The sequence below is a fragment of the Actinoplanes sp. NPDC048967 genome, assembly GCF_040649415.1.
Classification (GTDB): domain Bacteria; phylum Actinomycetota; class Actinomycetes; order Mycobacteriales; family Micromonosporaceae; genus Actinoplanes.
Window position 1 is genome coordinate 826631 of sequence record NZ_JBEZFL010000001.1, and the last position, 21768, is coordinate 848398.

23 protein-coding genes are annotated in these 21768 nt (G+C 71.7%); 8 read left to right on the plus strand and 15 right to left on the minus strand.

Annotated features, from left to right (window positions below):
• Window positions 1–43: 43 nt before the first annotated feature.
• Window positions 44–496, plus strand: coding sequence for a DUF1707 domain-containing protein (locus AB0C12_RS03850; protein ID WP_360543845.1), 453 nt, complete (start codon window positions 44–46; stop codon window positions 494–496).
• A gap of 8 nt (window positions 497–504) precedes the next feature.
• Here AB0C12_RS03850 and AB0C12_RS03855 read toward each other — a convergent pair whose 3' ends face one another.
• Window positions 505–1371 (minus strand): inositol monophosphatase family protein, encoded by an 867-nt coding sequence (locus AB0C12_RS03855; RefSeq protein WP_360543847.1) that lies wholly within the window; start codon window positions 1369–1371, stop codon window positions 505–507.
• 85 nt (window positions 1372–1456) lie between these two features.
• Here AB0C12_RS03855 and AB0C12_RS03860 point away from each other — a divergent pair, with 85 nt between their 5' ends.
• On the plus strand, window positions 1457–1837 hold the full coding sequence (locus tag AB0C12_RS03860) for a VOC family protein (protein ID WP_360543849.1): 381 nt from the start codon (window positions 1457–1459) through the stop codon (window positions 1835–1837).
• A gap of 173 nt (window positions 1838–2010) precedes the next feature.
• Window positions 2011–3339 carry a polysaccharide lyase family 1 protein gene (locus AB0C12_RS03865; RefSeq protein WP_360543850.1) on the plus strand — a complete coding sequence of 443 codons (1329 nt, stop codon included), beginning with the start codon at window positions 2011–2013 and terminating at the stop codon, window positions 3337–3339.
• Window positions 3340–3369: 30 nt separating this feature from the next.
• On the opposite strand, the gene AB0C12_RS03870 is transcribed toward AB0C12_RS03865, so the two are convergent.
• On the minus strand, window positions 3370–4188 hold the full coding sequence (locus AB0C12_RS03870) for a phytanoyl-CoA dioxygenase family protein (protein WP_360543852.1): 819 nt from the start codon (window positions 4186–4188) through the stop codon (window positions 3370–3372).
• A gap of 73 nt (window positions 4189–4261) precedes the next feature.
• Between AB0C12_RS03870 and AB0C12_RS03875 the strand changes: the two genes are divergently transcribed.
• Window positions 4262–5284, plus strand: coding sequence for a LacI family DNA-binding transcriptional regulator (locus AB0C12_RS03875; RefSeq protein ID WP_360543854.1), 1023 nt, complete (start codon window positions 4262–4264; stop codon window positions 5282–5284).
• On the opposite strand, the gene AB0C12_RS03880 is transcribed toward AB0C12_RS03875, so the two are convergent.
• Complete coding sequence (locus tag AB0C12_RS03880) at window positions 5267–5731, minus strand: YfbM family protein (RefSeq protein WP_360544922.1); 465 nt, start codon at window positions 5729–5731, stop codon at window positions 5267–5269. The genes AB0C12_RS03875 and AB0C12_RS03880 overlap by 18 nt on opposite strands.
• Before the next feature lie 83 nt (window positions 5732–5814).
• Window positions 5815–8613, minus strand: a complete 2799-nt coding sequence (locus AB0C12_RS03885) for a DEAD/DEAH box helicase (protein ID WP_360543856.1) — start codon at window positions 8611–8613, stop codon at window positions 5815–5817.
• Between the two features lie 86 nt (window positions 8614–8699).
• On the opposite strand from AB0C12_RS03885, the gene AB0C12_RS03890 reads away from it, so the two are divergent.
• The gene (locus AB0C12_RS03890) at window positions 8700–9446 is read left to right on the plus strand and encodes an HAD-IA family hydrolase (RefSeq protein WP_360543858.1); all 747 of its coding nucleotides are present in this window, start codon (window positions 8700–8702) and stop codon (window positions 9444–9446) included.
• A gap of 113 nt (window positions 9447–9559) precedes the next feature.
• On the opposite strand, the gene AB0C12_RS03895 is transcribed toward AB0C12_RS03890, so the two are convergent.
• The 7 genes from AB0C12_RS03895 to AB0C12_RS03925 form a co-directional block, all read right to left on the minus strand.
• On the minus strand, window positions 9560–9754 hold the full coding sequence (locus AB0C12_RS03895) for a hypothetical protein (protein WP_360543860.1): 195 nt from the start codon (window positions 9752–9754) through the stop codon (window positions 9560–9562).
• A 68-nt stretch (window positions 9755–9822) separates the two neighbouring features.
• Window positions 9823–10722, minus strand: coding sequence for a diacylglycerol kinase family protein (locus AB0C12_RS03900; protein ID WP_360543862.1), 900 nt, complete (start codon window positions 10720–10722; stop codon window positions 9823–9825).
• Between the two features lie 24 nt (window positions 10723–10746).
• The gene (gene tatC, locus AB0C12_RS03905; RefSeq protein ID WP_360543864.1) at window positions 10747–11709 is read right to left on the minus strand and encodes a twin-arginine translocase subunit TatC; all 963 of its coding nucleotides are present in this window, start codon (window positions 11707–11709) and stop codon (window positions 10747–10749) included.
• A gap of 6 nt (window positions 11710–11715) precedes the next feature.
• A complete protein-coding gene (gene tatA / locus AB0C12_RS03910) occupies window positions 11716–12081 on the minus strand; it encodes a Sec-independent protein translocase subunit TatA (RefSeq protein WP_360543866.1) in 366 nt (121 codons plus the stop codon).
• A 159-nt stretch (window positions 12082–12240) separates the two neighbouring features.
• Window positions 12241–12519, minus strand: a complete 279-nt coding sequence (locus tag AB0C12_RS03915; protein ID WP_360543868.1) for a hypothetical protein — start codon at window positions 12517–12519, stop codon at window positions 12241–12243.
• 174 nt (window positions 12520–12693) lie between these two features.
• Window positions 12694–13680: a YafY family protein gene (locus tag AB0C12_RS03920; protein WP_360543870.1), complete on the minus strand. Its 987-nt coding sequence runs from the start codon at window positions 13678–13680 to the stop codon at window positions 12694–12696.
• Window positions 13677–14672 carry a WYL domain-containing protein gene (locus tag AB0C12_RS03925; RefSeq protein WP_360543872.1) on the minus strand — a complete coding sequence of 332 codons (996 nt, stop codon included), beginning with the start codon at window positions 14670–14672 and terminating at the stop codon, window positions 13677–13679. Before AB0C12_RS03925 ends, AB0C12_RS03920 begins: the two co-directional genes overlap by 4 nt.
• Window positions 14673–14825: 153 nt before the next feature.
• On the opposite strand from AB0C12_RS03925, the gene AB0C12_RS03930 reads away from it, so the two are divergent.
• Together AB0C12_RS03930 and AB0C12_RS03935 are read left to right on the plus strand one after the other, a co-directional pair.
• Window positions 14826–15821: a cation diffusion facilitator family transporter gene (locus AB0C12_RS03930; RefSeq protein ID WP_360544924.1), complete on the plus strand. Its 996-nt coding sequence runs from the start codon at window positions 14826–14828 to the stop codon at window positions 15819–15821.
• A 10-nt stretch (window positions 15822–15831) separates the two neighbouring features.
• The gene (locus AB0C12_RS03935; protein ID WP_360543874.1) at window positions 15832–16914 is read left to right on the plus strand and encodes a DUF3866 family protein; all 1083 of its coding nucleotides are present in this window, start codon (window positions 15832–15834) and stop codon (window positions 16912–16914) included.
• A gap of 684 nt (window positions 16915–17598) precedes the next feature.
• Here the strand turns inward: AB0C12_RS03935 and AB0C12_RS03940 are convergent.
• Genes AB0C12_RS03940 through pafA form a run of 3 tightly spaced genes read right to left on the minus strand, consistent with a single transcriptional unit; the run spans window position 17599 to window position 19719 of the window.
• The gene (locus AB0C12_RS03940; protein WP_360543876.1) at window positions 17599–18105 is read right to left on the minus strand and encodes an O-acetyl-ADP-ribose deacetylase; all 507 of its coding nucleotides are present in this window, start codon (window positions 18103–18105) and stop codon (window positions 17599–17601) included.
• Window positions 18106–18115: 10 nt separating this feature from the next.
• Complete coding sequence (locus AB0C12_RS03945; protein WP_360543878.1) at window positions 18116–18337, minus strand: hypothetical protein; 222 nt, start codon at window positions 18335–18337, stop codon at window positions 18116–18118.
• A gap of 23 nt (window positions 18338–18360) precedes the next feature.
• Entirely contained in the window at window positions 18361–19719 is a 1359-nt protein-coding gene (pafA, locus tag AB0C12_RS03950) for a Pup--protein ligase (protein WP_212989214.1), read from the minus strand.
• A 128-nt stretch (window positions 19720–19847) separates the two neighbouring features.
• Between pafA and rfbB the strand changes: the two genes are divergently transcribed.
• Window positions 19848–20822 carry a dTDP-glucose 4,6-dehydratase gene (gene rfbB, locus AB0C12_RS03955; RefSeq protein WP_360543880.1) on the plus strand — a complete coding sequence of 325 codons (975 nt, stop codon included), beginning with the start codon at window positions 19848–19850 and terminating at the stop codon, window positions 20820–20822.
• 71 nt (window positions 20823–20893) lie between these two features.
• On the opposite strand, the gene prcA is transcribed toward rfbB, so the two are convergent.
• Window positions 20894–21751 carry a proteasome subunit alpha gene (prcA, locus tag AB0C12_RS03960; RefSeq protein ID WP_360543882.1) on the minus strand — a complete coding sequence of 286 codons (858 nt, stop codon included), beginning with the start codon at window positions 21749–21751 and terminating at the stop codon, window positions 20894–20896.
• Window positions 21752–21768: the final 17 nt, after the last annotated feature.

Genomic DNA, 21768 nt, shown 5'->3' on the forward strand with positions numbered 1-21768 from the left:
TTTCGCCGCGCGGTCCGCCCGGCGCGCGATACGTTCGCCACCGATGAAGGACGAGCGCATCGGCACCGTGCACCGCACCCAGGTGATCGACCAGCTGAGTCAGGCCCTCGGCGAGGGCCTGCTGACCACCGAGCAGTACGACGGCCGGGTGGTCGCGGTCAGCACGGCCACGTACGCCTCGGATCTCATGGCCCAGGTGCAGGATCTGCCGCCCCGGTTGCAGTGGGACCCGCGCAACGCCGCACCGCCGACCCCGCCGAACCGCAACGCCGGGCGGACCGCCCTGATCCTGGGCGTCGTCGGCGTACCGCTGTCGTTCTGCCTGCTGGGCTGGATCTTCGGCATCGCCGCCATCGTCATGAGCACGCGCGGGCGCGGCGCGCACGGCGTCGGGCCGGCGCTGATCGGCCGCGTCCTGGGCATCATCAGCGTCGTGCTGTCCATCGGCGCGGTCGCGGCGCTGGTCTTCGCGCTGAACTCCAGCACCTCGCCTTAGGGGGTGGCTCAGGCCGGCCAGAGCACCTCGGCCGCGGCCTGCCACAGGGAACGGTTCGCGGCGTAGAGGGAGACACCGGCGCGCGGCCCGCGGATGCCGTCCACCCCGCCGTAGCAGCCGCCCGCCTCGGTGACGATCAACGAGGTGGCGGCGAAGTCCCACACCTCGCCGCGGGTCTGCACGGCCAGGTCGAGGGTGCCGTCGGCGACGAGCAGGCCGGCGTGCACATCCCATTCCACGGCCGGCGTCACGGCGGTCAGCGGCGCGGCGACGGCCAGGTCGGAGGGGTAGACGTTCGGGGCGACCGGGACGACACCGAGCCGGGCGGCGCTCAGCGGGGTACGGCGATCGGTGACGTGGATGCGCTTGTCCGCCGTACCGTCGAGGTTTGTCTCGTAGGCGCCGCCGCCGCGACGCGCCCACCAGACCCGGTCCTGCGCGGGGACCGCGGCCACCGCGGCGACGACCTCGCCGGCCTCCTCCAGGGCGACCAGCACCAGCCACCGGTCGTCGCCCGCGACGAACTGGGCCGTCCCATCGATCGGGTCGATGATCCAGCGCCGGGCGCCCGCGCCGGTCTCGCCGCCCTCCTCGCCCAGGACGGCGTCGTGCGGCCGGGCCTCGGCCAGCACGGCGCGGATCGCGGCCTCGGTGGCCCGGTCCGCCTCGGTGACGACGCTGCCGTCGGCCTTGAGCTCGCGCGGCAGGCCGGCGAGCTCGGCGAAGTACTTCAGGGCGACTGTCGCGCCGGCGAGGGCGGCTGTCCGGGCCAATTCACCATCACTCTGCACGTGTCCATCCTGCCCCCACGGCGCGGCCGGCTCGCCGAGAAACGTGGTGATCCCGGTGATCAGGTCGTCCCGGGTCTCGAACATCAGAGCGAACGGCTCGTCGGCGAGCAGATGGCCCCCGCCTCCAGCTGCACGCCTGGCCCGGTACCGCGTTGTTAGCCTGGCCCTCATGCATCGCAGCCGCCTCTACGGTCTGTTCGTCGACACGCCGACGCCGGAGGCGCCCGCGGCCGCGGCTTTCTGGTCGGCCGCGCTGGGCGTCCCGGCGGTGCCCGAGCCGCACGAGGAGCAGTTCATCATGCTGCGTCAGGCGTTGCCCGCGCTGACGATGGGCGTGCAGGCGGTCGGCGACGCACCGCGCTACCACGTGGACATCGAGACCGACGACCACGAGGCCGAGGCGGCCCGGCTGACAGGGCTGGGGGCGGTGGAGATCAACCGCTGGCTGGACTGTCACATCATGCGGGCGCCCGGCGGGCATCTGCTCTGCGTCGTACCGGTGCACAGCGACCCGGAGCTCTTCAGCGCGCACGCCACCGTCTGGCCCTGATCCGGCCTGCGGCCCGCACCGCTCGCCGGAGATCGACCACTGCAAACTTCCTGCACGTTCGCGGGCATTGACTCGTCGAAACACGCGTGTAACCGTTGCTCGGGGTAAGCGCTTTCCCACTCTCGCCCGGCGCTTCCTCCCCCACCTCGAGCATCGATTACCTGGAGCGCACCATGCGCGGAAGATCCCTTGCCGCGGCCGCCCTGGTCACGGCCATCGGTTTCAGCCCGATCCTGCCCGCCGAAGCCGCCGACACCCCGTCCGGCGCGTCGGCCGCGGCGCTGCGGCTGGCCCGGCAACCTCTCGCCGCCGACGACGGCTGGGCCGCCGCCGGCACCGGCACCACCGGTGGTTCGGCCGCCGACGCCGCCCACACCTTCGTCGTGCACAACCGCGCCGAGCTCATCGCGGCCCTGAGCGGCGAGGCCGCCCCGCGACTGGTCCTCGTCGACGGCCGCTTCAGCATGAGCGTCGACGCCGACAACAAGCCTTTGAGCTGCGCGGACTATGCCGACCCGGCGTACCGCCTGGAGGCTTTCCTGCAGGCCTACGACCCGGCGGTCTGGGGCCGGGCGACCAAGCCCACCGGCCCACTGGAGGAGGCCCGGGTCCGCTCGGCCAAGCGCCAGGGCGACCAGATCAAGATCCTCGTGCCGTCCGACACGACCGTCATCGGCATCAACGGCGCCCGCATCGAGCACGGCAGCATGGTGCTGCAGAACGTGCACAACGTGATCGTGCGCAACATCGAGTTCACCGACGCCGCGGACTGCTTCCCGGCCTGGGACCCCACCGACGGCTCGACGGGCAACTGGAACTCGCTCTACGACCTGGTGTCGCTGACCGGCGCGACCAACGTGTGGCTGGACCACAACACGTTCAGCGACGGCAACAACCACGACGCCGCCCAGCCGCTGTACTTCGACCGGCCGTACCAGGTCCACGACGGGGCCAGCGACATCATCCGCGGCTCCGACCTGGTCACCGTCTCGTACAACAACTACTACGACCACGACAAGACGATGCTGATCGGCTCGACGGACACCCCCGGCGTGGACGTGGGCAAGCTGCGCGTCACGGTGCACCACAACCGCTTCGGCAACGTGGTCCAGCGCGCGCCGCGGGTCCGCTTCGGCCAGGTGGACATCTACAACAACCTGTACGTGGCCACGGCTGAGGACTACGGCTACTCGCTGGGCGTGGGCTTCGAGTCGAGCATCTACGCGGAGAACAACTACTTCCTGCGCAGCGCCGACGTCGGTGACGGCGACCTGCTCAAGTACTGGAAGGGCACGAAGATCACCGCGCAGGGCACGCTCGTCCAGGTGGGCAGCCGGGCGCCGCGAGCGGTGGACCTGGTGGCGGCGTACAACGCGGCCTACGACCCGGACTTCGCCCCGGACGCGGGCTGGGTTCCGGCGCTGCGGACCCGCCTCGACCCGACTGTCCTCGTACCGGTGATCGTGAAGGCCGCCGCGGGATCACGCCGCCTCGGCAGCTGAGCAGCCGACCGGGCTCGGCCGGGTCGCTTCTCAGGCCTCGCCCATGACGAGCCCTTCGATGGTGTGCTTCTGGGTGATCGGGGTGAGGGTCTCCACGACCGGACAGTGCAGGTGAGCCTTGACCTGCTCCGGCAGAGCCTCCCAGTAGGCGCGGGTGACGGCGGTGTCGTGCCGTTCGCCGTTGCCCGCGCCGGGCGCGTCCACGCCCAGGACCAGCACCGGCCGTGACATGTCGGAGTAGTTGCGGGTCCCGCGGTGGATGGTCAGGGCCGAGCGGGCCGAGATGTCGCCGCGCTTCGGGTACTTGCGGACAGCCCGCTCCTCGTAACGGCGGTAGAAGGGCTTCGGCGGGAACATGCCGTGGCCGAACTCCGGCTCGTCGTCGAACTGGGTGCCCGGGGCGATCTCGAACGGGCCCATCTCCTCGGTGGTGTCGACGCCGGTGAGGTTGAACGCCAGCGAGTTGAGCCGCCGTTCCTGGCGGGTGACCTCGGGCATCGGGAAGTCCCGGTGCCAGGGCTGATTGACCGCGCCGGCCAGCGGGACGTCGAAGCCGAGCTCGACGATCTCGTACTCCGGGCCCAGCACCGCCTCGCACACGGCGGTGACCCACGGGTGGGTGACCAGGTCGACGAAGCCGCGCAGCTGCTCGGGGTGGATCTCGACGTAGTAGCGGTGCGGGCCGCGGCCGACCGCACCGCCGGGCCGGGACCGGGCCTCGGCGAACGCCTTCTCGATGTCCTCCCGCATGGTGTCCGCCCAGGCGACGCTGAACGCGCCCGGACAAGCGGTGATCCCCTGGTCGTAGATGGCGTCGCGAGCCCGCACGCCGGTGTCGGTGTCAGTCATGCCCCTCACTTTGCAACGTTGCATGCAACGTGGCAAGTGGTAGCGGTAGGGTTTGCACCATGGGAGGTCGATCATGACGGCGAGCCTGCGGCAGGTGGCGGAACGCGCCGGGGTGTCGATCCGTACGGTGTCGAACGTGGTCAGCGGCTTCGCCCAGGTGGCCCCGGAGACCCGGGCCCGGGTGCAGCAGGCCATCGACGAGCTCCAGTACCGCCCCAACGCCGCCGCCCGGCACCTGCGCGGCGGCCGGTCCGGACTGGTGGCTCTGGCCATCCCGGAGATCGCCTCGCCGTACTTCGGTGAACTGGCCGGCCTGCTCGTCCGCGAGGCCGAGCGACGTTCGTGGATGCTGCTGGTCCAGCAGACCGACGGCGACGCCGATCACGAGCGGCGGCTGCTCGACGGCGTACGCGGCCAGGTCATCGACGGTCTCGTGCTGAGCCCGTGGGCCCTGTCCCCCGGGGAGCTGCGCCGCGGCCCTGGTGGCGTACCGGTGGTGCTGCTCGGTGAGCAGGACGCGGACGGCCTGCTGGACCATGTCGCGGTCGACAGCGTGGCCGCGTCCCGCGAGATCACCCAGCACCTGATCGCTGCCGGTCGCACCCGTATCGCCGCCGTCGGTCTGCAGCCGCACCTGGAGAACGGCACAGCGGCCCGCCGCCTGGAGGGCTACCGGCGGGCGCTGGCCGAGGCGGGCCTGCCGGCCGATCCGGCGCTGGAGATCCCGGTGGACCGGCTGCACCGGGCCGACGGTGCGGCGGCGATGAGCCGGCTGCTCGACGCCGGACCGCGGGCGGATGCGGTGTTCTGCTTCAGCGACCAGCTGGCGCTCGGCGCGATGCAGGTCGCGCTGGCGCGCGGCCTGCGGATCCCGCGGGACCTGGCGGTGGCGGGCTTCGACGACGTCGAGGACGGCCGGTACGCGACCCCGTCCCTGACCACGATCTCCCCGGACAAGGAAGCGATCGCCCGGGAGGCGCTGAACTGTCTCGCCGACCGCCTCGGCACCCGTCCGCCGGACCGCCCGGCCCGCCGTGTCGTGGCCGCGCACCACCTGGTGATCCGCGACAGCACCGGGTCAGGTGACGGCCAGTAGGACGGCCTGCTTCTCCCCCGCGGCCGCGACATAGAACGCTTGCAGGCTCGAAAAGTTCGGCAGCAGGTAAAGCGCGAAGTCCTCGTCGTCCCAGACCTGCGGGTAGATCCCCTCCGCGAGCAGGGCGGCCGGATCGAACCGGGTCCGCAGCGAGTCAGCGGTCACCTCGCGCAGGGCGGCGGCGACCAGTTGGACCCGTTCCGCCGGCAGGAGGCGGGCCGGGCCGTAGCCCAGATCGTCCCCGACCGGATCGCCGCCGAGCACCGCTTCCCCGGCGCCCGGGGAGGTCTCCCAGGAGCCGCCGGTCAGCAGGAAGTGGATGCCGTGCCAGGCCTTGTCGAGATCGAGGACGTCATCCTCGCGGTCGAGGAGGCGAGCGGTCAGCGACGGATCGGCGGCGAGGTCCGCGACCTGATCGGACGTCAGCCGCCGCCCTTGGAAAATCATGCCCACGCCGGGAGTGTGCCAGACCCGCACGCCAGCTACCGCCCGGCCCGCACCGGCTTGGCCGCTCTGACCGCCGGGGCCACTCAGAGGGCCGTCTGGTAGGCCAGTACCCCCCTGTTCACCGCCGTCATCGCCTTCCGCGCCGTCTCCCGCACCCCCGGCGTCGCCGCCGAGGCGTCCCGGAGCTGCGCCAGCAGATCCAGCACCTGCCGCGCCCAGCGCACGAAGTCGCCCGCCGGCATGTCCGTCTCGTAGTTGTTGCCGCTGGCCAGCACCCGGGCCAGCGGTTCCCCGCGCGCCCACCGGTACATCGGCCAGACGAAGCCCGGATCCGGCTCCCGGGTCAGCGACAGCCCGTGCGCAGCCTCGTCGGACTCGATCTCGGCCCACAGCTTGTGGCACGCGTCCACCGCCGCCGTCGTGGCGCCCTTGGGCACCGACGCGCGTTCGTCGCCCTCGCGGCGGGACTCGAACAGCACCATGGACACCGCCGCCGCCAGCTCCTCCGGGGCCAGCCCCTCCCAGACTCCCCGCCGCAGGCATTCCGCGACGAGCAGGTCGGCCTCGGTCCAGATCCGGCCCAGCATCCGGCCGGTCTCGGTCACCTCGCCGTCGCCCGACAGGTAGCCGCGGCCGGCGAGCACCGCGCAGACCTGGTCGAACGTGCGGGCCAGGGAGCCGGTGCGCCCGGCCACCTTGTCACGCAGCGCGTCGGTGTCGCGGGACAGGCGGTGACGGCGCTCGGCGAAGCGGGCGTGCTCCTCGCGGTCCGGGCAGGCGTGGCACGGGTGCTGGCGCATCTGCACCTTGAGCAGGGCGATCTCGGCGTCCTCGCCGGGTGCCGCCTTGCCCCGGCCGCGCCGGCCGTTGCCCGAGCCGTGCCGGTCGAGGCCGGTCGCGCTGACCGTGGCGGCCAGGTCGCGGCGGGCGCCCGGCGAGCGGGGGTTGAAGTGCTTGGGCACCCGGATGCGTTCGAGCACGTCGACCGCGCCGGGGAAGTCGGCCGGGCTGACCCGGCCGGCCCAGCGGTCCTGGGTGAGCACCAGCGGGCGGGGCTCGCCGAAGCCGCCGGTGGGTGGCTCCAGGACCACCGCGAGACCGGCCCGGCGGCCCTGCGGCACCCGGATGACGTCGCCGACCCGGAGCTTCTCCAGGGAGGACACCGCGGCGGCACGACGCTGCGCGGTGCCCTGGCGGGCCAGGGAGCGTTCGCGGTCCGCGATGGCGACCCGGAGGGCGAAGTATTCGTCGAAGTCACCGTGGTGGCAGGCGCCGTCGTTGTCGTACGTCTGCATGGTCTCGATGTTGCGCTGCACCTGCCGGGCCAGCCCGACCACCGATCGGTCGGCCTGGAACTGGGCGAATGACGACTCGAGCAGGTCGCGGGCCTTGTCCGCGCCGACCGAGCCGACCAGGTTGACGGCCATGTTGTAGGACGGGCGGAAGCTGGAGCGCAGCGGATAGGTGCGGGTCGAGGCCAGTCCGGCGACGTGCCGGGGGTCGACCTCGGGGCTCCACAGCACCACGGCGTGGCCCTCGACGTCGATGCCGCGGCGCCCGGCGCGCCCGGTGAGCTGGGTGTACTCCCCCGGGGTGAGGTCGACGTGGGCCTCGCCGTTGAACTTGACGAGTCGTTCCAGCACCACGCAGCGGGCCGGCATGTTGATGCCCAGCGCCAGCGTCTCGGTGGCGAAGACCGCCTTGACCAGGCCGCGCACGAAACACTCCTCGACCGCCTCCTTGAAGGCGGGCAGCATGCCGGCGTGGTGGGCGGCGACCCCGCGTTCGAGGCCGTCGAGCCACTCCCAGTAGCCGAGGACGGACAGGTCCTCGCTGGGGATGTTGGCCACCTTGGCCTGGGCGATGCGGCGGATCTCGGCGCGCTCGTCGGCGCCGGTGAGCCGCAGGCCGCCGGACAGGCACTGCTGCACGGCCGCGTCGCAGCCGGCCCGGCTGAAGATGAACAGGATGGCCGGCAGCAGGTCGGCCCGGTCGAGCCGGTCGACGACCTCGGCGCGCGGTGGTGGCTGCCAGCGCCGGGGACGTCCCCCGCGGCCCTGCCAGCCCGGCCCGGCCGTACGGTCGGTGAGCTCGAGCCGGCGCAGCATCTCGCGGGTGTAGCGCAGCAGCTCGGGGTGCACGTCGTGCTTGCGGGCCGCGTCGGCGTCGTGGAACAGGTCGAACATCCGCTTGCCGACCAGCATGTGCTGCCAGAGCGGGACGGGCCGGTGCTCGCTGACCACGACCTCGGTCTGCCCCCGCACGGTCACCAGCCAGTCGGCGAACTCCTCGTAGTTACTGACCGTGGCGGACAGGGAGACCAGCGTCACAGAGGACGGGAGGTGGATGATGACCTCCTCCCAGACCGCGCCGCGGAACCGGTCGGCGAGGTAGTGCACCTCGTCCATCACCACGTACGCCAGGCCCTGCAGGCTCGCCGAGCCCGAGTAGAGCATGTTGCGCAGCACCTCGGTGGTCATGACGATGACCGGGGCGTCACCGTTGACCACGTTGTCGCCGGTGAGCAGGCCGACCTGGTCGGCGCCGTAGCGTTCCACCAGGTCGTGGTACTTCTGGTTGGACAGGGCCTTGATCGGGGTCGTGTAGAAGCACTTGCGGCGCACGCCGGAGCCGTCCGAGCGCAGCGCCAGGTGCACGGCGAACTCACCGACCACCGTCTTGCCCGCGCCGGTCGGGGCGCAGACCAGCACGCCGCTGCCGCGCTCCAGCGCCTCGCAGGCCTGGCGCTGGAAGTCGTCGAGGTCGAAGCCGACGTCGAGCATGAAATCGTCGAGGGCCGGAAACTCGGCGGCCCGGGCCGCCCGGCGCTTCGAAGCCGCATACCGTTCGGCGGGGCTCACATCACCGGCAGGGCTCGTCATGAACACAAGGCTAATGCTTGCGTGTGACACAACGAAGGTCATGCCCCGCCGGGCGGTTGCCGACAGTTGCGTCGCAGCCGCTCGGTATGGTGCACGGCGTGCCGGATGCCGCCGATTCGACTGCCTTCCCGTCGCGCCGCCAGGTCGACGCGGTGCTCTTCGACTTCCACGGCACCCTCGCGCAGGTCGAGGAGCCGGTGGCCTGGGTGCTCGCCGCGGCCGCGGCCTGCGGGCGGGAGCTGGACCGCGGCAAGGCCACGATCCTGGCCGACCGCCTGGTCACGGCCGGGCGCGCCGGCGGGCCGCTGCCCTACCGGGTGCCGCTGCACCTGGCGGAGCACTGGGCCGACCGCGACCTGTACGAACACAGCCACCGTGCCGCCTACACGGGCCTGGCCGCCACCGTCAGCACGGACGTGGAGGGCCTCGCCGACGCACTCTACGAGCGGTTGCTGGGCCCGGAGGGCTGGCTGCCGTACGCCGACACCGAACCGACCCTGCGCACCCTGCACGACGCGGGCGTCAAGGTGGCGGTGGTCAGCAACATCGGCTTCGACATCCGCCCGCACTTCGCCGCCTGGGGGCTGGCGGACCTGGTCGACGCGTTCGCCCTGTCGTACGAGGTGGGCCGCACGAAGCCGGACCCGGCGATCTTCCTGCGCGCCTGCGGGATGCTCGGCGCCGACCCGGAACGCACGCTGATGGTGGGCGACAGCCCGGCCGACGCGGGAGCGGTGCAGGCCGGCTGCGCGGCTCTGGTGCTGCCGGCGGCGGAGCCCGGCCGCACCAACGGCCTGGGGGCGACTCTGGCCCTGGCCGGCTGCCCCGTCTGACGATCGGGGCCGCCCGGCAGCACGTCGCACGGCAGCTCTACGCCGTGCCCAGCACCTCGTTCCAAGGCGGCCCTGGGCCCGGCGCGGCAGCGGGCCGGGGAGCCCGGTGGCGGTCAGAGGTAGGTGTCGACCAGCGTGCCGAGGGTCGTCGAGACGCTGCGGATCGGCTCCTGGACGTCCGCCGCGGCCACGTGGTCCGCGATCGTCGGGCTCTCGGCGTCCTGGGCCCTGGTGGCCTGCCCGGCCGTGTCGGCGGACGCCAGCGTGGCGGTGGACACGGTGCCCGAACTCAGCGAACCGATCGACATGCTGCCTCCCGATGATCTGCGGCTTCACCTCTCCGTTCGGCCCGGGTCGGCGGCCGCTGATGCCGGGATCACCGCAACAACCGGACCGCACCCGGCTCGCAGCTGATCACCAGCGGCAGGGCGGCGACGCGTTCGCCGTCCGCGTACCCGATGATGTCCGGCGCCCCGATCCGGACCTCCCGGGCCCGGTAGCTGCCCACCCGCGGGTCGGTGACGTGCGTGCCGCGGCGCAGGCGCGGCTTGAGCCGGGCCAGGGCGCCGCGGCCCAGCGGCGCCGCGACCACCACGTCGAGCAGGCCGTCGGTGGGGTCGGCGTCGGGGCAGATCAGCATGCCGCCGCCGTAGCTGCGGCAGTTGCCGACCGCCACCAGGACGCCGGTGAAGCTGCGGTCGACGCCGTCGAGCTCGAGGCGGTAGCGGCGCGGGCGCAGCCGGGCCATCTCCAGCACGATGGCCAGGTCGTAGCGGCGCGGGCCGCGGGGCCAGCGCATCCGGTTGGCCCGTTCGTTGACGATCGCGTCGAAGCCGGCCGCCAGCACCGCCCCGTACCAGCGCACGTCGCCCGGCCCGGTGGTGACCCGGGCAAGATCGACCGGGGTGCCGCGCCCGTCGCGGACCGCGTCGGCGACGGCGGTCGCGGCGGCCATCGGATCGGTGGGCACGCCGGTGCCGGCCGCGAAGTCGTTGCCGGTGCCCGCGGGCACCACGCCGAAGCCGACCCGGGTGCCGGCCACCGCCTGCACGGCCCGGTGCACGGTGCCGTCCCCGCCGACGGCGACCAGCGCGCCGACGCCCTCGGCGACGGCCCGATGGCAGGCCTTCTCGGCGTCCTCCGCGCTGTCCGCGCTGAGCAGCCGCACGCTGCGGCCGGAAGCGCCCAGCCGTTCCAGGACCCCGGGAAGCAGACCGCGGTGCCGGCCGCGCCCCGCCCGGGGGTTGGCCAGCACCGCGATGTCGTCGCTCGTCACAGCCGGAGGCTACCGGCTGCCCCGTCAGGTCATGTCGTCGAAGCGGCTCTCCAGCGGCAACGGTTTCGCCACGGGCTCCGGGGCCTCGACCGGTGCGACCGACTCGACCCGGCTGCCCGCGGTGACCGGCTCGCGGTCGTCCTCGATCGGCGAGATCTCGTCGTCGTCCAGGCCCGCGTAGATCTCCTTGCCGCGGCCCTTGCGCTTGTCGTTGATGAAGGCCACGCCGGTCGCGATCAGGTACAGCACCACCATGCACGCGGCGAGCAGGGTCATGCCGAACGGGCCGGGGTCCGGGGTGGCGATGGCGGCGAACCCGAAGGACAGGAACACCACGATCCGCCACCAGCCCATCAGCTTCCTGGCGCTCACCACGCCGGTGAAGTTGAGCATCAGCAGGACCAGCGGGAATTCGAACGCGACCCCGAAGATCAAGATCATGTTGGTCACGAAGCTGACGTAGGCCGTCACTTCGAGCTGGGTCGTCACGCCCAGGATGCCGGCTTCCTGGATGAAGGCCAGGCTGTGCTTGATGACGAAGAAGGCGAGCACCGCACCGCCGACGAACAGCGGCGTGGCGATAGCCACGAAGACGTAGGCCCACTTGCGCTCGTGCCGGTGCAGGCCCGGGGCAATGAACGCCCACAGCTGGAACATCCAGACCGGGGCGCCGAGGATCAGGCCGACCCACAGCGCGATCTTGAGCTTGAGGATCAGGGGGTCGACGACGCCGAGCACGACGAAGTTGCAGACCCGCTCGCCCTGGGAGTTGATGATCCAGGAGCTGTCGAGCGAGCAGTACGGCTGCTTCAGGATGTCGAAGACCCACCCCGAGACGATGAAGCCGACGATCAGGCCCGCGATGATGCCGAGCGACGCCCAGAAGAGCCGGTTACGCAGCTCCCGGACGTGCTCGATGAGCGTCATGGAACCGTCGGAGGCCTGCTCGAACTTGCTCGGTCCCCGACGGCGTAGGGAGAGGGCCACGGCCGATCAGCGGTCGTTGGTGCGCTGCACCGGGTCCACGTACGGCTGGGCCGGCGGCTGCTGCGGCGGGTACTGCTGGCCGTTGGGCTGCTGCTGGTAGCCCGGCTGCTGGTATCCGGGCGGCGGCGCCTGCTGGTAGCCCGGCTGGCCCGGCTGGTGGATCGCGTCGGGCTGCAGCGGCTGGCGCGAGTACTGCGGCTCAGCCTTCTCGGCGACGTTGTCGTTGTCGTCCACGAGGCCCTTGGTCTCGGCCTTGATGATCCGCAGCGACCGGCCGAGCGACCTCGCGGCGTCCGGCAGCCGCTTCGCGCCGAACAACAGCACGAGGACGACGACGAAGATGGCGATGTGCCACGGCTTGAGGGCGCCCATGGATAACTCCAGTCGATCGGATCAGGGTCCTGACGGGTGATGCGGGGTCCATCGTACGTGTGGTTGTGGAGAGCAGCCCATGCCGGAGCTGTTTGATTGCGATCTGCTCCGAGGAATTTTCGGACAACGCGCGGGGAACGCCGCACGCTACCACGCGGATCAGGCCTTCTTTAAGGAGTGTTTCCCGTCCGAGGCGCCCTGTCCGGCCTTGATGACGGCGAGCTGCGCCTGCATGATCTCGGCCCGTTGCTGCAGGCCGGCCACGGATTCCTCCAGGACGACGGCGCCCTGCTGGAGCTTCATCGCCTCGGCCTGCCGCCGTTGCAGCTTGCGCGCCGCCCGGTCCAGCCCGTTCAGCTTGTTGAGCACGGAGAACACAGCCACGACCAGAATGATCAGGGCGAGCGCCACCACGGCGATCACGATCCACTTCACCATGGCGGACAGCTTAGGGCCTGCCCTGCCGATCATGGCGACGCCGAGACGAGGTCCAGGTTTCGCGTCGCAAGTGGGCCGGACGGTCGAATACCGGGTTTGTATTCGACCGTCCGGACCGCGCCGCGAGGCGGAAGCTGGGCCCGGCGCAGGCCGTCATGACCGGCAGGGCAGGCCCTACGCGGTGACCGGTGGGGTCGCCGCGTACTGGTCCAGCGCGGTGGCGGCCTGTTCGCGGATCCGGTCGACCAGCTCGACCGGGCCGACCACCGTCACGTCCGGGCCCAGGCCCAGCAGCAGCCGCTGGGCCCACCCCAGGTCGGTGACCCGCATCGTGACGATCCATTCGTCGCCGTCGCGCCGCACGTCCTCGCACGGGTAGTACTCGGTGATCCACCGGCTGCCGCGGCCCACCCGCAGCGTGACCAGTGGAAGGTCGTGCGACGGATGGAACACGCCGTCGCTGACGTCGTGCGGCACCGCCTGCGCGGGCGGAGCGGAGGGCTCGTCCAGCTCGGTGAAGGCGTCGATGCGGTCGACCCGGAACAGCCGGGTGCCCTCGGCCCGGCGGCACCACGCCTCCAGGTAGGCCCGGGGACCGACCATGAGCATCCGCATCGGGTCGACCACCCGCTCGGTGGTCTCGTCCCGGGCCGGCGTGTAGTAGGTCAGGCGCATGGCGTGCCGCCGCTCGACCACACCGCGGATCGCGTCGACGCGTTCGTTGTCCGCGGGCAGCCGCACCGCGACCGGGGTGTCCGCGACGTCCCCGGCCGCGTTCTCGATCTTGGCCAGGGCCCGTTCGACCGCGTCGCGCGACCCGGTGCCCGGCGTCTCGGCCAGCATCCGCAGGGCCACGACCAGGGCGAGAGCCTCGTCGGGATTGAGCCGCAGCGGCCGGTCGATGCCCGCGTCGTAGGTGATGGTCACCCGGTCGCCGTCGAGCGCCATGTCGATCAGGTCGCCGGGGCCGTACCCCGGCAGCCCGCAGACCCAGAGCAACTCCAGGTCCTCGCGCAGCTGCCGCTCGGTGATCCCGAAGGCCGCGGCCGCTTCCGCGACCAGGATCCCGGGCCGGGCCAGCAGATAGGGCACCAGGTTGAGCAGCCGGCCCAGGCGGTCGGCGGAGGCCTTGTTCTCCCGGGTACGGGGCTGAGGGGTCATCGCAGCACCGCCGGCTGGACCCGCTCGTGGCGGGCCACGACCTCCTTGAGCTGCTGGATGACGGCGTCGCGGAGCTCCGGCGGCCCGTCCGCGCGCACCTCGGCGCCGTAGCCGACCAGCCGCGAGGCCAGCCACTCGACGTCGGAGTACGGAATGGTCAGGCGGTCGCCGTCGGGACCGGGCACCGTCTCGATCGCCAGCCGGCGCAGGCCCGCGGCCCGGCCCGGCGGCACGAGCACGGTGGCCCGCCCGTTGCGTTCGACCGGCCCGGACCAGCGGGCCACGTGACTGATCAGGTCGACGTTCTCCGGCGGGGTGAACGCGCCCTCGGAGCCGACCGGGCGGACCGCGCCGACGATGCGGGACAGCCGGAAGCAGCGGGTGGCCTGCCGGTCCCGGTCGTGGCCGACGACGTACCAGCGGCCCTGCCAGCAGACCACGCCCCAGGGCTGGAGCCGGCGGGTGGACGGCTCGTCGACCTCGGGGACGCGGTAGGAGAAGGTGACCGCGCGGCGGGCCCGGGCGGCGGCGGTGAGCGGCCCGAACGCCGGGTCCACGGTCATCACCGGCTCCATGCCGAGGGTGGCCTGCGGGTCGACCTCGACCCCGGCGGCGCGCAGCTTGGCCAGGCCGGAGGAGGCCGCGGCGGCGAGACCGGCGTGCTGCCAGAGCCGGGCGGCGATACCGACGGCGGCGGCCTCGTCCGGTTCGAGCGGGATGTCCGGCAGGGCGTACTCGCGGTGGGCGATCCGGTAACCGGACTCGGTGTCGAAGGCGCTGGCCAGGCCGGTCTCCAGCGGAACGCCCAGCTCGCGCAGCTCGGCCTTGTCCCGTTCGAACTTGCGCTGGAACGCCTCGTGGTCGCGGGGATCCTCGGGGTCGTGCTCGTAGCCGGGCACGGTCGCGGCGATCTGCGCGGCGGTCAGGAACCGTCGCGTGGACAGCAGACAGATCACCAGGTTCACCAGGCGCTCGGTACGGGTCCGCGACACGAGAGGAAACGCTAGCAGCAACGACGCCGCTGAGGTTATTCGTGACCGCCGGTGGGGAACCCTGGACGCGTGCCCGACAAGACCCCCACCGCCGGTCCCCCGCTGACCGAGCCCGACGATCACCTGCCGGTCGGCGTGGCCGGCGGCTCGGCCCTGCCCGCACCGGCGGAGCCCGCCGACCCGACGGAATCCCCGGACGGCGAGGGCAACGAGAGCGTCGGCACCGTCGTGGTCGCCGGCCTGGCCAACCTGGCCATCGCCGCGGCCAAGCTGGTCGCGGGCATGCTGTCGGGCTCGGCGGCCATGCTGTCCGAGGCCGCGCACTCCCTCGCCGACACGGTCACCGAGGTGTTCCTGTTCGTCGCGCTGCGCCGCGGCACCAAACAGCCGGACGAAGAACACCCGTTCGGGTACGGCAAGGAAAGCTTCGTCTGGGCGTTCATCGCGGCCCTGTTCACCTTCGTCGGCGGCGCGGGCTTCTCGATCTACCACGGTGTGACCACCATCATCAGCGGCGAGCACAGCGGCGACTATCTGGTGTCGTACATCGTGCTGGCGGTGTCGTTCCTGGCCGAGGGCACCTCGTTCCTCAAGGCGCAGCGGCAGGTGACCGGGGAGTCGAAACGCTGGGGCATCACCCGCCGGCGGTTCCTGCGGCTCACCTCGGACACCACGGTCAAGGCCGTCTACTTCGAGGACTCGGCGGCGCTGATCGGCCTGATCCTGGCGGCGGCGGGCATCGCGCTGTCCCAGATCACCGGCGCCGAGCTGTGGGACGGCCTGGCCTCGATCGCGATCGGCCTGCTGCTGCTGGTGGTCGCGACCGTCCTGGCCCGCGCCAACGTGTCGCTGCTGGTCGGCCGGGCGGTGCCGCGCCGCATGCACAACCAGATCGCCGACGACCTGGCCGGCATCCCGGTGGTGACGGCGGTCCCGACGCTGCTGACCATGCAGCTGGGCCCGGGCGCGATCCTGGTGGCGGCCAAGGTCGACTTCAACGACGACGTCAGCGGGGCGGAGATCGAGGCGGCGTCGGACGAGGCCGAGCGCCGGCTGCGGGCCCGCTACCAGGGCATCCAGTACGTGTTCCTGGACCCGACGCGAGGCCGGGCCGGACGCAACCACCGCGACGGCGGAGTGGACATATAGGGTCGCCGCCATGGTGCGCTGGCGATCAGGAACGGTGTCCGCAGTCCGACGCGAGTGGCGCGGCGCCGTCGAACTCGACGTGACGACGGACGAAGGCCCGCTGCGGGCACTGGCCTACCCGGCCCTGACCGGTACGCCGGAAGTGGGCGACCGCGTCCTGCTGAACGTGGGTGCCCTGGTGATGGGCCTCGGCACCGGCGGCTACGCCCTGGTGGTGGCGCTCCCCGACCGGCTGCCGGCGGACCCGCCGTCGACCGGCACCGACCGCGATGAGGGCCACCTGGTGAAGGCCCGCTACACCCCGCTGCAGCCGATCCTGCTGGGCGTCGACGAGGAGGCGTCCCCGCACCGCGAGGTGATGGCCACCGCGGAGAGCCTCGAAGGCATGCCGGTGGTGACGGCGGACCTGCACTCGGCGCTGCCGGCGGTGCTGGCGGGCATCCACGCGGACCGCCCGGAGGCCAAGGTCGCCTACGTGATGACCGACGGCGGCGCCCTCCCGGCCTGGTTCTCCCGCACCCTGGACGGCCTGCACGACCACCTGGCCGGCACGGTGACAACAGGCCAGTCGTTCGGCGGCGACCTGGAGGCCGGCACCCTGCACGCGGGCCTGCTGGCCGCCCGGCACGTCCTGTCGGCGGACGTGGCCATCGTGGCGCAGGGCCCGGGCAACCTCGGCACGGGTACGCCGTGGGGCTTCTCCGGGGTGGCCCTGGGCGAGGCGATCAACGCGATCGTGGCCCTGCAGGGCACGCCGGTGGGCTCCCTGCGCATCTCGGACGCCGACGGCCGCGCCCGCCACCGAGGGGTCTCCCACCACAGCCTGACCGCGTACGGGAAGGTCGCCCTGGTCCCGGCGGATCTGGTGATCCCGGACGACCTGCCGACCGACCTGGCGAAGGCAGTGGAAGACGCCCTGGCGCCGCTGACGACTCTGCACCGCCTGGTCCACGTGGCGACCGACGGGTTGGACGCGGCGCTGCTGGCCAGCCCGGTCCGGCTGTCCACGATGGGTAGAGGACTGACGGAGGACCACGCCTATTTCGTGGCAGCGGCAGCGGCGGGACGCCACGCTGCCACGCTGATCCCCTGACCGCCCAGGACGCAGAGGTCGTCGCGCGTGAGCTCACGTCCCGGTAGCTCAGCGCGGCAATCCCGCGCCGCGCAACAATCGCTCAGCGCGACAAACTCGCTCAGCGAGGCCCGCGCAGTGGAGCGGTAGCGCCCGCAGCGCGACAAACACGCTCAACGCGGCATGCGAAGCGACGCCGCGCCACCCACAGCGCGACAACCACGCTCAACGCGGCTCGCACAGCGACGCAGCACCACCCACAGCGCGACAAAGGCGCTCAACGCGGCATGCGCAGCGACGCGATAGCGCCCGCAGCGCGACAAACACGCTCAACGCGGCATGCGCACTGGCGCGGCTTCACCCGCAGCCCGACGGACTGCTCAGCGCGGCCTGCGCAGTGGCGCAGTGGCGCAGTGGCGCAGTGGCGCAGTGGCGCAGTGGCGCGACAAACTCGCTCAGCTCGGCTTCGCAGTGGCGCGATTTCGCGCGTAGCGCGGGAGGGTGACTCCGCACGAACCTGGCAATCGGCGGGAGCGACGGTCAATGCCATGCAACCAGGCACGACCTGACTTTGATCTTCAAGCCTTTGGCTCTGAGCCTTTGATCTTCAAGCCTTTGATCTTCCGGTTCTCGATCTCTCCCACGTCTTGATCTTGAAGGCCTCGACCTCGACACGGCGGCCCCCGATCTCCCGCCCCCTACCGCTCAGCTCGCGCTCAGCGCCGCCTGGAGGATCTCCCCTGCTTCGGCGTCGTAGGCGACCAGCCGGACCGTCTCCACCGCCGTCGGGGTGTCCTGGATCGTGCGGACCGCGATGCCCGCCGCTTCCTCGGCCGGGAAGCCGTAGACCCCGGTGGCGATCGCCGGAAATGCCACCGTGCGCGCCCCGATGCGGTCGGCCTCCTCCAGTGAGCGCCGGTAGCACGAAGCCAGCACCTCGGCCTCGCCCTGGTCGCCGCCCTCCCAGACCGGGCCGACCGTGTGGATCACATGCCGGACCGGTGGCCGCAGATCGAAGGCCGGGGTGACCACCGCGTCGCCCGGATCGAGGGGTGCGAGCGCCGCGCCCGCTTCGGCGAGCTGCGGGCCGGCCGCTCGGTGCACGGCACCGTCCACACCGCCGCCGCCGAGCAGAGATTCGTTGGCCGCGGTGACGATCGCGTCCACGGCTTCGCCGGTGATGTCCGCGACCACGATCTCGATGCGCGCCATGACCCCTCGCTCAGGCGGAGTAGATCAGGTAGAGCCAGCCCACCACGATCACGACCAGGATCGTTGTCAGCATCCAGGTCGGGACCAGGTGGTCACCGTGACGGGCCTCGTGGATCTCGGCGCGAAGGCGTTCGCGGCGCCGTGTCACCAGGCTCGGCTTGACGTCCTCGACGGGCTCCTCCGGCTTTTCGCCGGAGGGGCGCTGGTCGGGCTCTGGCGCTGGTGTCGTCATGGCCCGACCAGCCTACCGTTCGCTCACATGCTGGCGATGAGGCGCTCCACCCGTTCGTCGTAGGCGCGGAACGGGTCCTTGCACAGGACCGTGCGCTGCGCCTGGTCGTTGAGCTTGAGATGCACCCAGTCGACGGTGAAGTCGCGGCGCTTCTCCTGGGCGTGCCGGATGAACTCGCCGCGCAGGCGTGCGCGGGTCGTCTGCGGCGGCGTCTCCTTGGCCTCGAAGATCTCGAGGTCGTTGGAGATGCGGTCGACCTGCTTGCGCTTCTCCATCAGGGCGTAGAGGCCACGGCCGCGGCGCACGTCGTGGTACGCCAGGTCGAGCTGCGCGATCCGCGGGTGCGACATCGGCATCTCGTGCTTGGCCTGGTACCGCTCGATCAGCTTGTACTTCGACACCCAGTCGATCTCGCGGGACACCGGGTCGAGGTCGCCGCTCTCGATCGCGTTGAGCACCCGGCCCCACAGCTCGACGACGCGCTTGGCGGTCGGGTCGCCGCCGCGGCGCTCGACGAACTCGGTGGCCTTGGCCAGGTATTCCTGCTGGATCTCGAGCGCGCTGACCTCTTTGTTGTTGGCCAGGCGGATCTTGCGGCGGCCGGTGATGTCGTGCGAGACCTCGCGGATGGCCCGGATCGGGTTCTCCAGGGACAGGTCGCGCATGACCACGCCGGCCTCGATCATCCGCAGCACGATGTCGGCGCTGCCGACCTTGAGCAGCGTGGTGACCTCGTTCATGTTGGAGTCGCCGACGATGACGTGCAGGCGCCGGTAGCGCTCGGCGTCGGCGTGCGGCTCGTCGCGGGTGTTGATGATCGGGCGGCTGCGCGTCGTCGCGCTGGAGACGCCCTCCCAGATGTGCTCGGCCCGCTGCGAGAGGCAGAAGACCGCACCGCGCGGGGTCTGCAGCACCTTGCCGGCGCCGCAGATCAACTGGCGGGTGACGAGGAACGGGATGAGCACGTCGGCCAGGCGCCCGAACTCGCCGTGCCGGCTCACCAGGTAGTTCTCGTGGCAGCCGTACGAGTTGCCGGCCGAGTCGGTGTTGTTCTTGAAGAGGTAGATCTCACCGGCGATGCCCTCGTCGTGCAGGCGTTTCTCCGCGTCGACGAGGAGACCTTCCAAAATCCGCTCACCGGCACGGTCATGGGCGACCAGGTCGGTGACGGAGTCGCACTCGGGGGTCGCGTACTCGGGGTGGGAACCGACATCGAGGTAGAGGCGGGCACCGTTGCGGAGGAAGACGTTGCTGGACCGTCCCCAGGACACCACTCGGCGGAACAGGTAGCGGGCCACTTCGTCCGGCGACAGCCGCCGCTGTCCCCGGTAGGTGCACGTGACTCCGTACTCGGTTTCGAGGCCGAAAATTCGCCGTTCCATGACGAAACACTAGCCGCACCGGGGGCGTTCGCGGCAGTGACAACGCGCCCTTTCACCGGTGCTATCTGTCATGATCGTCTGTGAAGATCAACTCGCAGGGCCTGGACCTGCGGATACACTCCGGCTTGATGAATCTTCTGGTCACCGGCGGCGCCGGCTTCATCGGCTCCCACTTCGTTCGCGGCGCGCTCACCGACACCCTGCCGGGCCTGGAGGGTGCCCGGGTCACGGTCCTCGACAAGCTGACGTACGCGGGCAACTTCGCGAATCTGGGCCCGGTCGCGGAGAGCAAACGCCTCGACTTCGTACCCGGTGACATCGCCGACGCGGCCCTGATCGACTCGGTGCTGCCCCGCCACGACGCGGTTGTGCACTTCGCCGCCGAATCCCACGTCGACCGCTCGATCCGGGCGGCCGGGGAGTTCGCGATGACCAACATGGTCGGCACCCAGGTACTGCTCGACGCGGCGCTGCGGCACGGCACCAGCCGCTTCGTGCACGTCTCCACGGACGAGGTCTACGGCTCGATCAGCACGGGGGCCTGGACGGAACGGTCGCCACTGGCGCCGAACTCCCCGTACGCGGCCACCAAGGCGGGCGCGGACCTGCTGGCGTTGGCGTATCACCGCACGCACCAACTGCCGGTCGTGGTGACCCGCTGCGCCAACAACTACGGGCCGTACCAGCACCCCGAGAAACTCATCCCCCGGTTCGTCACGAACCTGCTGGAGGGCCGCACGGTGCCTCTGTACGGCGACGGGCAGCAGGTGCGGGACTGGGTGCACGTCGACGACCACTGCCGGGGGACGGCGCTGGTGCTGGCGGAGGGCAAGGCAGGCGAGGTCTACCACATCGGCGGGAACCGGGAGCTGACCAACCGGGAGCTGACCGGGATGCTGCTGGCGGCCTGCGGGGTGGGCTGGGACCGGGTGGAGATGGTCGCGGACCGCAAGGGTCACGACCGCAGGTACGCGCTGGACGACGAACGGATCCGGCGGGAGTTGGGCTACCGGCCCCGGGTGGACTTCGCGGCCGGCCTGGCGGAGACCGTGCAGTGGTACCGCGCCAACGAGGACTGGTGGCGCCCGCACGTCATCGACTGAGCCCGGCCCGGCCGCTCCCCCGAGCCCGGCCATCGCGGCGAGGCTGGGGGTGCGGCCGGCAGCCGGTCAGGTCAGGAACCGTCGCCGTTGGTGTCGTCGGCCGGCTCGGCCGGGTCCGCCTCGGGCTTGCCCTCCAGATCGACCGAAGCGGCCGAAACAGTCGGCTTGTCCTCAGCCGGCGCCGGCGGCGCCACGTCGCCCGCCTCGCCGACCTCCTTCTCCGGCTCGTCCTTGCCGCCCTCGAGCAGCGTCGTCAGCGCCGCGCCCGAGATGCGGCGGAAGGTGCGGCCCTTGCGGTTGCGGTCCAGGACCGCCACCTCGAGCTGGGAGGCGCCCAGCGTACGCGGGGTGCCGTTCTCCCCGCCGACGCTGGCCAGGCCCTCGACCGCCAGCGCCAGCGCGGTCTGCAGGTCCGCCGCAACGTCGTGACGGGACTTGAGCACCGTGGAGATGGCCTCGGCGGAGCCGCCCATCGCCATGAAGCCGGGCTCGTCCTGCACCGAGCCGTCGTACGTGATGCGGTAGAGCTCGTCGGCCTCCGGCGAGATGCCGACCTGCGCCACGCAGATCTCCACCTCGTACGGCTTCTGCGTCTCGGAGAAGATCGCACCCAGCGTCTGGGTGTAGGCGTTCGCCAGCGCGCGGCCGGTCACGTCGCGGCGGTCGTAGGCCAGCCCGTTGAGGTCGGCCATCCGCACGCCGGCCCGGCGCAGGCTCTCGAACTCGTTGTAGCGGCCGACCGCCGCGAAGCCGATCCTGTCGTACAGCTCGCTGATCTTGCGCAGCGAGGTGAGATTCTCGGCGACCAGCAGGACGCCGCCCTCGTAGGTGAGGACGACGGCGGAGCGGCCGCGGGCGATGCCCTTGCGGGCGTACTCCGAGCGGTCGCGCTGGACCTGCTCGGGTGAGGCGTAGAACTGCATGGCCACGGGTGGCAACTCCTTCG

Bases quoted from the DNA above. Each gene is read 5' to 3' on its own strand.
- AB0C12_RS03850 (WP_360543845.1), top strand. From the start codon at position 44: ATGAAGGACGAGCGCATCGGCACCGTGCACCGCACCCAGGTGATCGAC.
- AB0C12_RS03855 (WP_360543847.1), bottom strand. From the start codon at position 1,371: ATGTTCGAGACCCGGGACGACCTGATCACCGGGATCACCACGTTTCTC.
- AB0C12_RS03860 (WP_360543849.1), top strand. From the start codon at position 1,457: ATGCATCGCAGCCGCCTCTACGGTCTGTTCGTCGACACGCCGACGCCG.
- AB0C12_RS03865 (WP_360543850.1), top strand. From the start codon at position 2,011: ATGCGCGGAAGATCCCTTGCCGCGGCCGCCCTGGTCACGGCCATCGGT.
- AB0C12_RS03870 (WP_360543852.1), bottom strand. From the start codon at position 4,188: ATGACTGACACCGACACCGGCGTGCGGGCTCGCGACGCCATCTACGAC.
- AB0C12_RS03875 (WP_360543854.1), top strand. From the start codon at position 4,262: ATGACGGCGAGCCTGCGGCAGGTGGCGGAACGCGCCGGGGTGTCGATC.
- AB0C12_RS03880 (WP_360544922.1), bottom strand. From the start codon at position 5,731: ATGATTTTCCAAGGGCGGCGGCTGACGTCCGATCAGGTCGCGGACCTC.
- AB0C12_RS03885 (WP_360543856.1), bottom strand. From the start codon at position 8,613: ATGACGAGCCCTGCCGGTGATGTGAGCCCCGCCGAACGGTATGCGGCT.
- AB0C12_RS03890 (WP_360543858.1), top strand. From the start codon at position 8,700: ATGGTGCACGGCGTGCCGGATGCCGCCGATTCGACTGCCTTCCCGTCG.
- AB0C12_RS03895 (WP_360543860.1), bottom strand. From the start codon at position 9,754: ATGTCGATCGGTTCGCTGAGTTCGGGCACCGTGTCCACCGCCACGCTG.
- tatA (WP_360543866.1), bottom strand. From the start codon at position 12,081: ATGGGCGCCCTCAAGCCGTGGCACATCGCCATCTTCGTCGTCGTCCTC.
- AB0C12_RS03915 (WP_360543868.1), bottom strand. From the start codon at position 12,519: ATGGTGAAGTGGATCGTGATCGCCGTGGTGGCGCTCGCCCTGATCATT.
- AB0C12_RS03920 (WP_360543870.1), bottom strand. From the start codon at position 13,680: ATGACCCCTCAGCCCCGTACCCGGGAGAACAAGGCCTCCGCCGACCGC.
- AB0C12_RS03935 (WP_360543874.1), top strand. From the start codon at position 15,832: ATGGTGCGCTGGCGATCAGGAACGGTGTCCGCAGTCCGACGCGAGTGG.
- AB0C12_RS03940 (WP_360543876.1), bottom strand. From the start codon at position 18,105: ATGGCGCGCATCGAGATCGTGGTCGCGGACATCACCGGCGAAGCCGTG.
- AB0C12_RS03945 (WP_360543878.1), bottom strand. From the start codon at position 18,337: ATGACGACACCAGCGCCAGAGCCCGACCAGCGCCCCTCCGGCGAAAAG.
- pafA (WP_212989214.1), bottom strand. From the start codon at position 19,719: ATGGAACGGCGAATTTTCGGCCTCGAAACCGAGTACGGAGTCACGTGC.
- rfbB (WP_360543880.1), top strand. From the start codon at position 19,848: ATGAATCTTCTGGTCACCGGCGGCGCCGGCTTCATCGGCTCCCACTTC.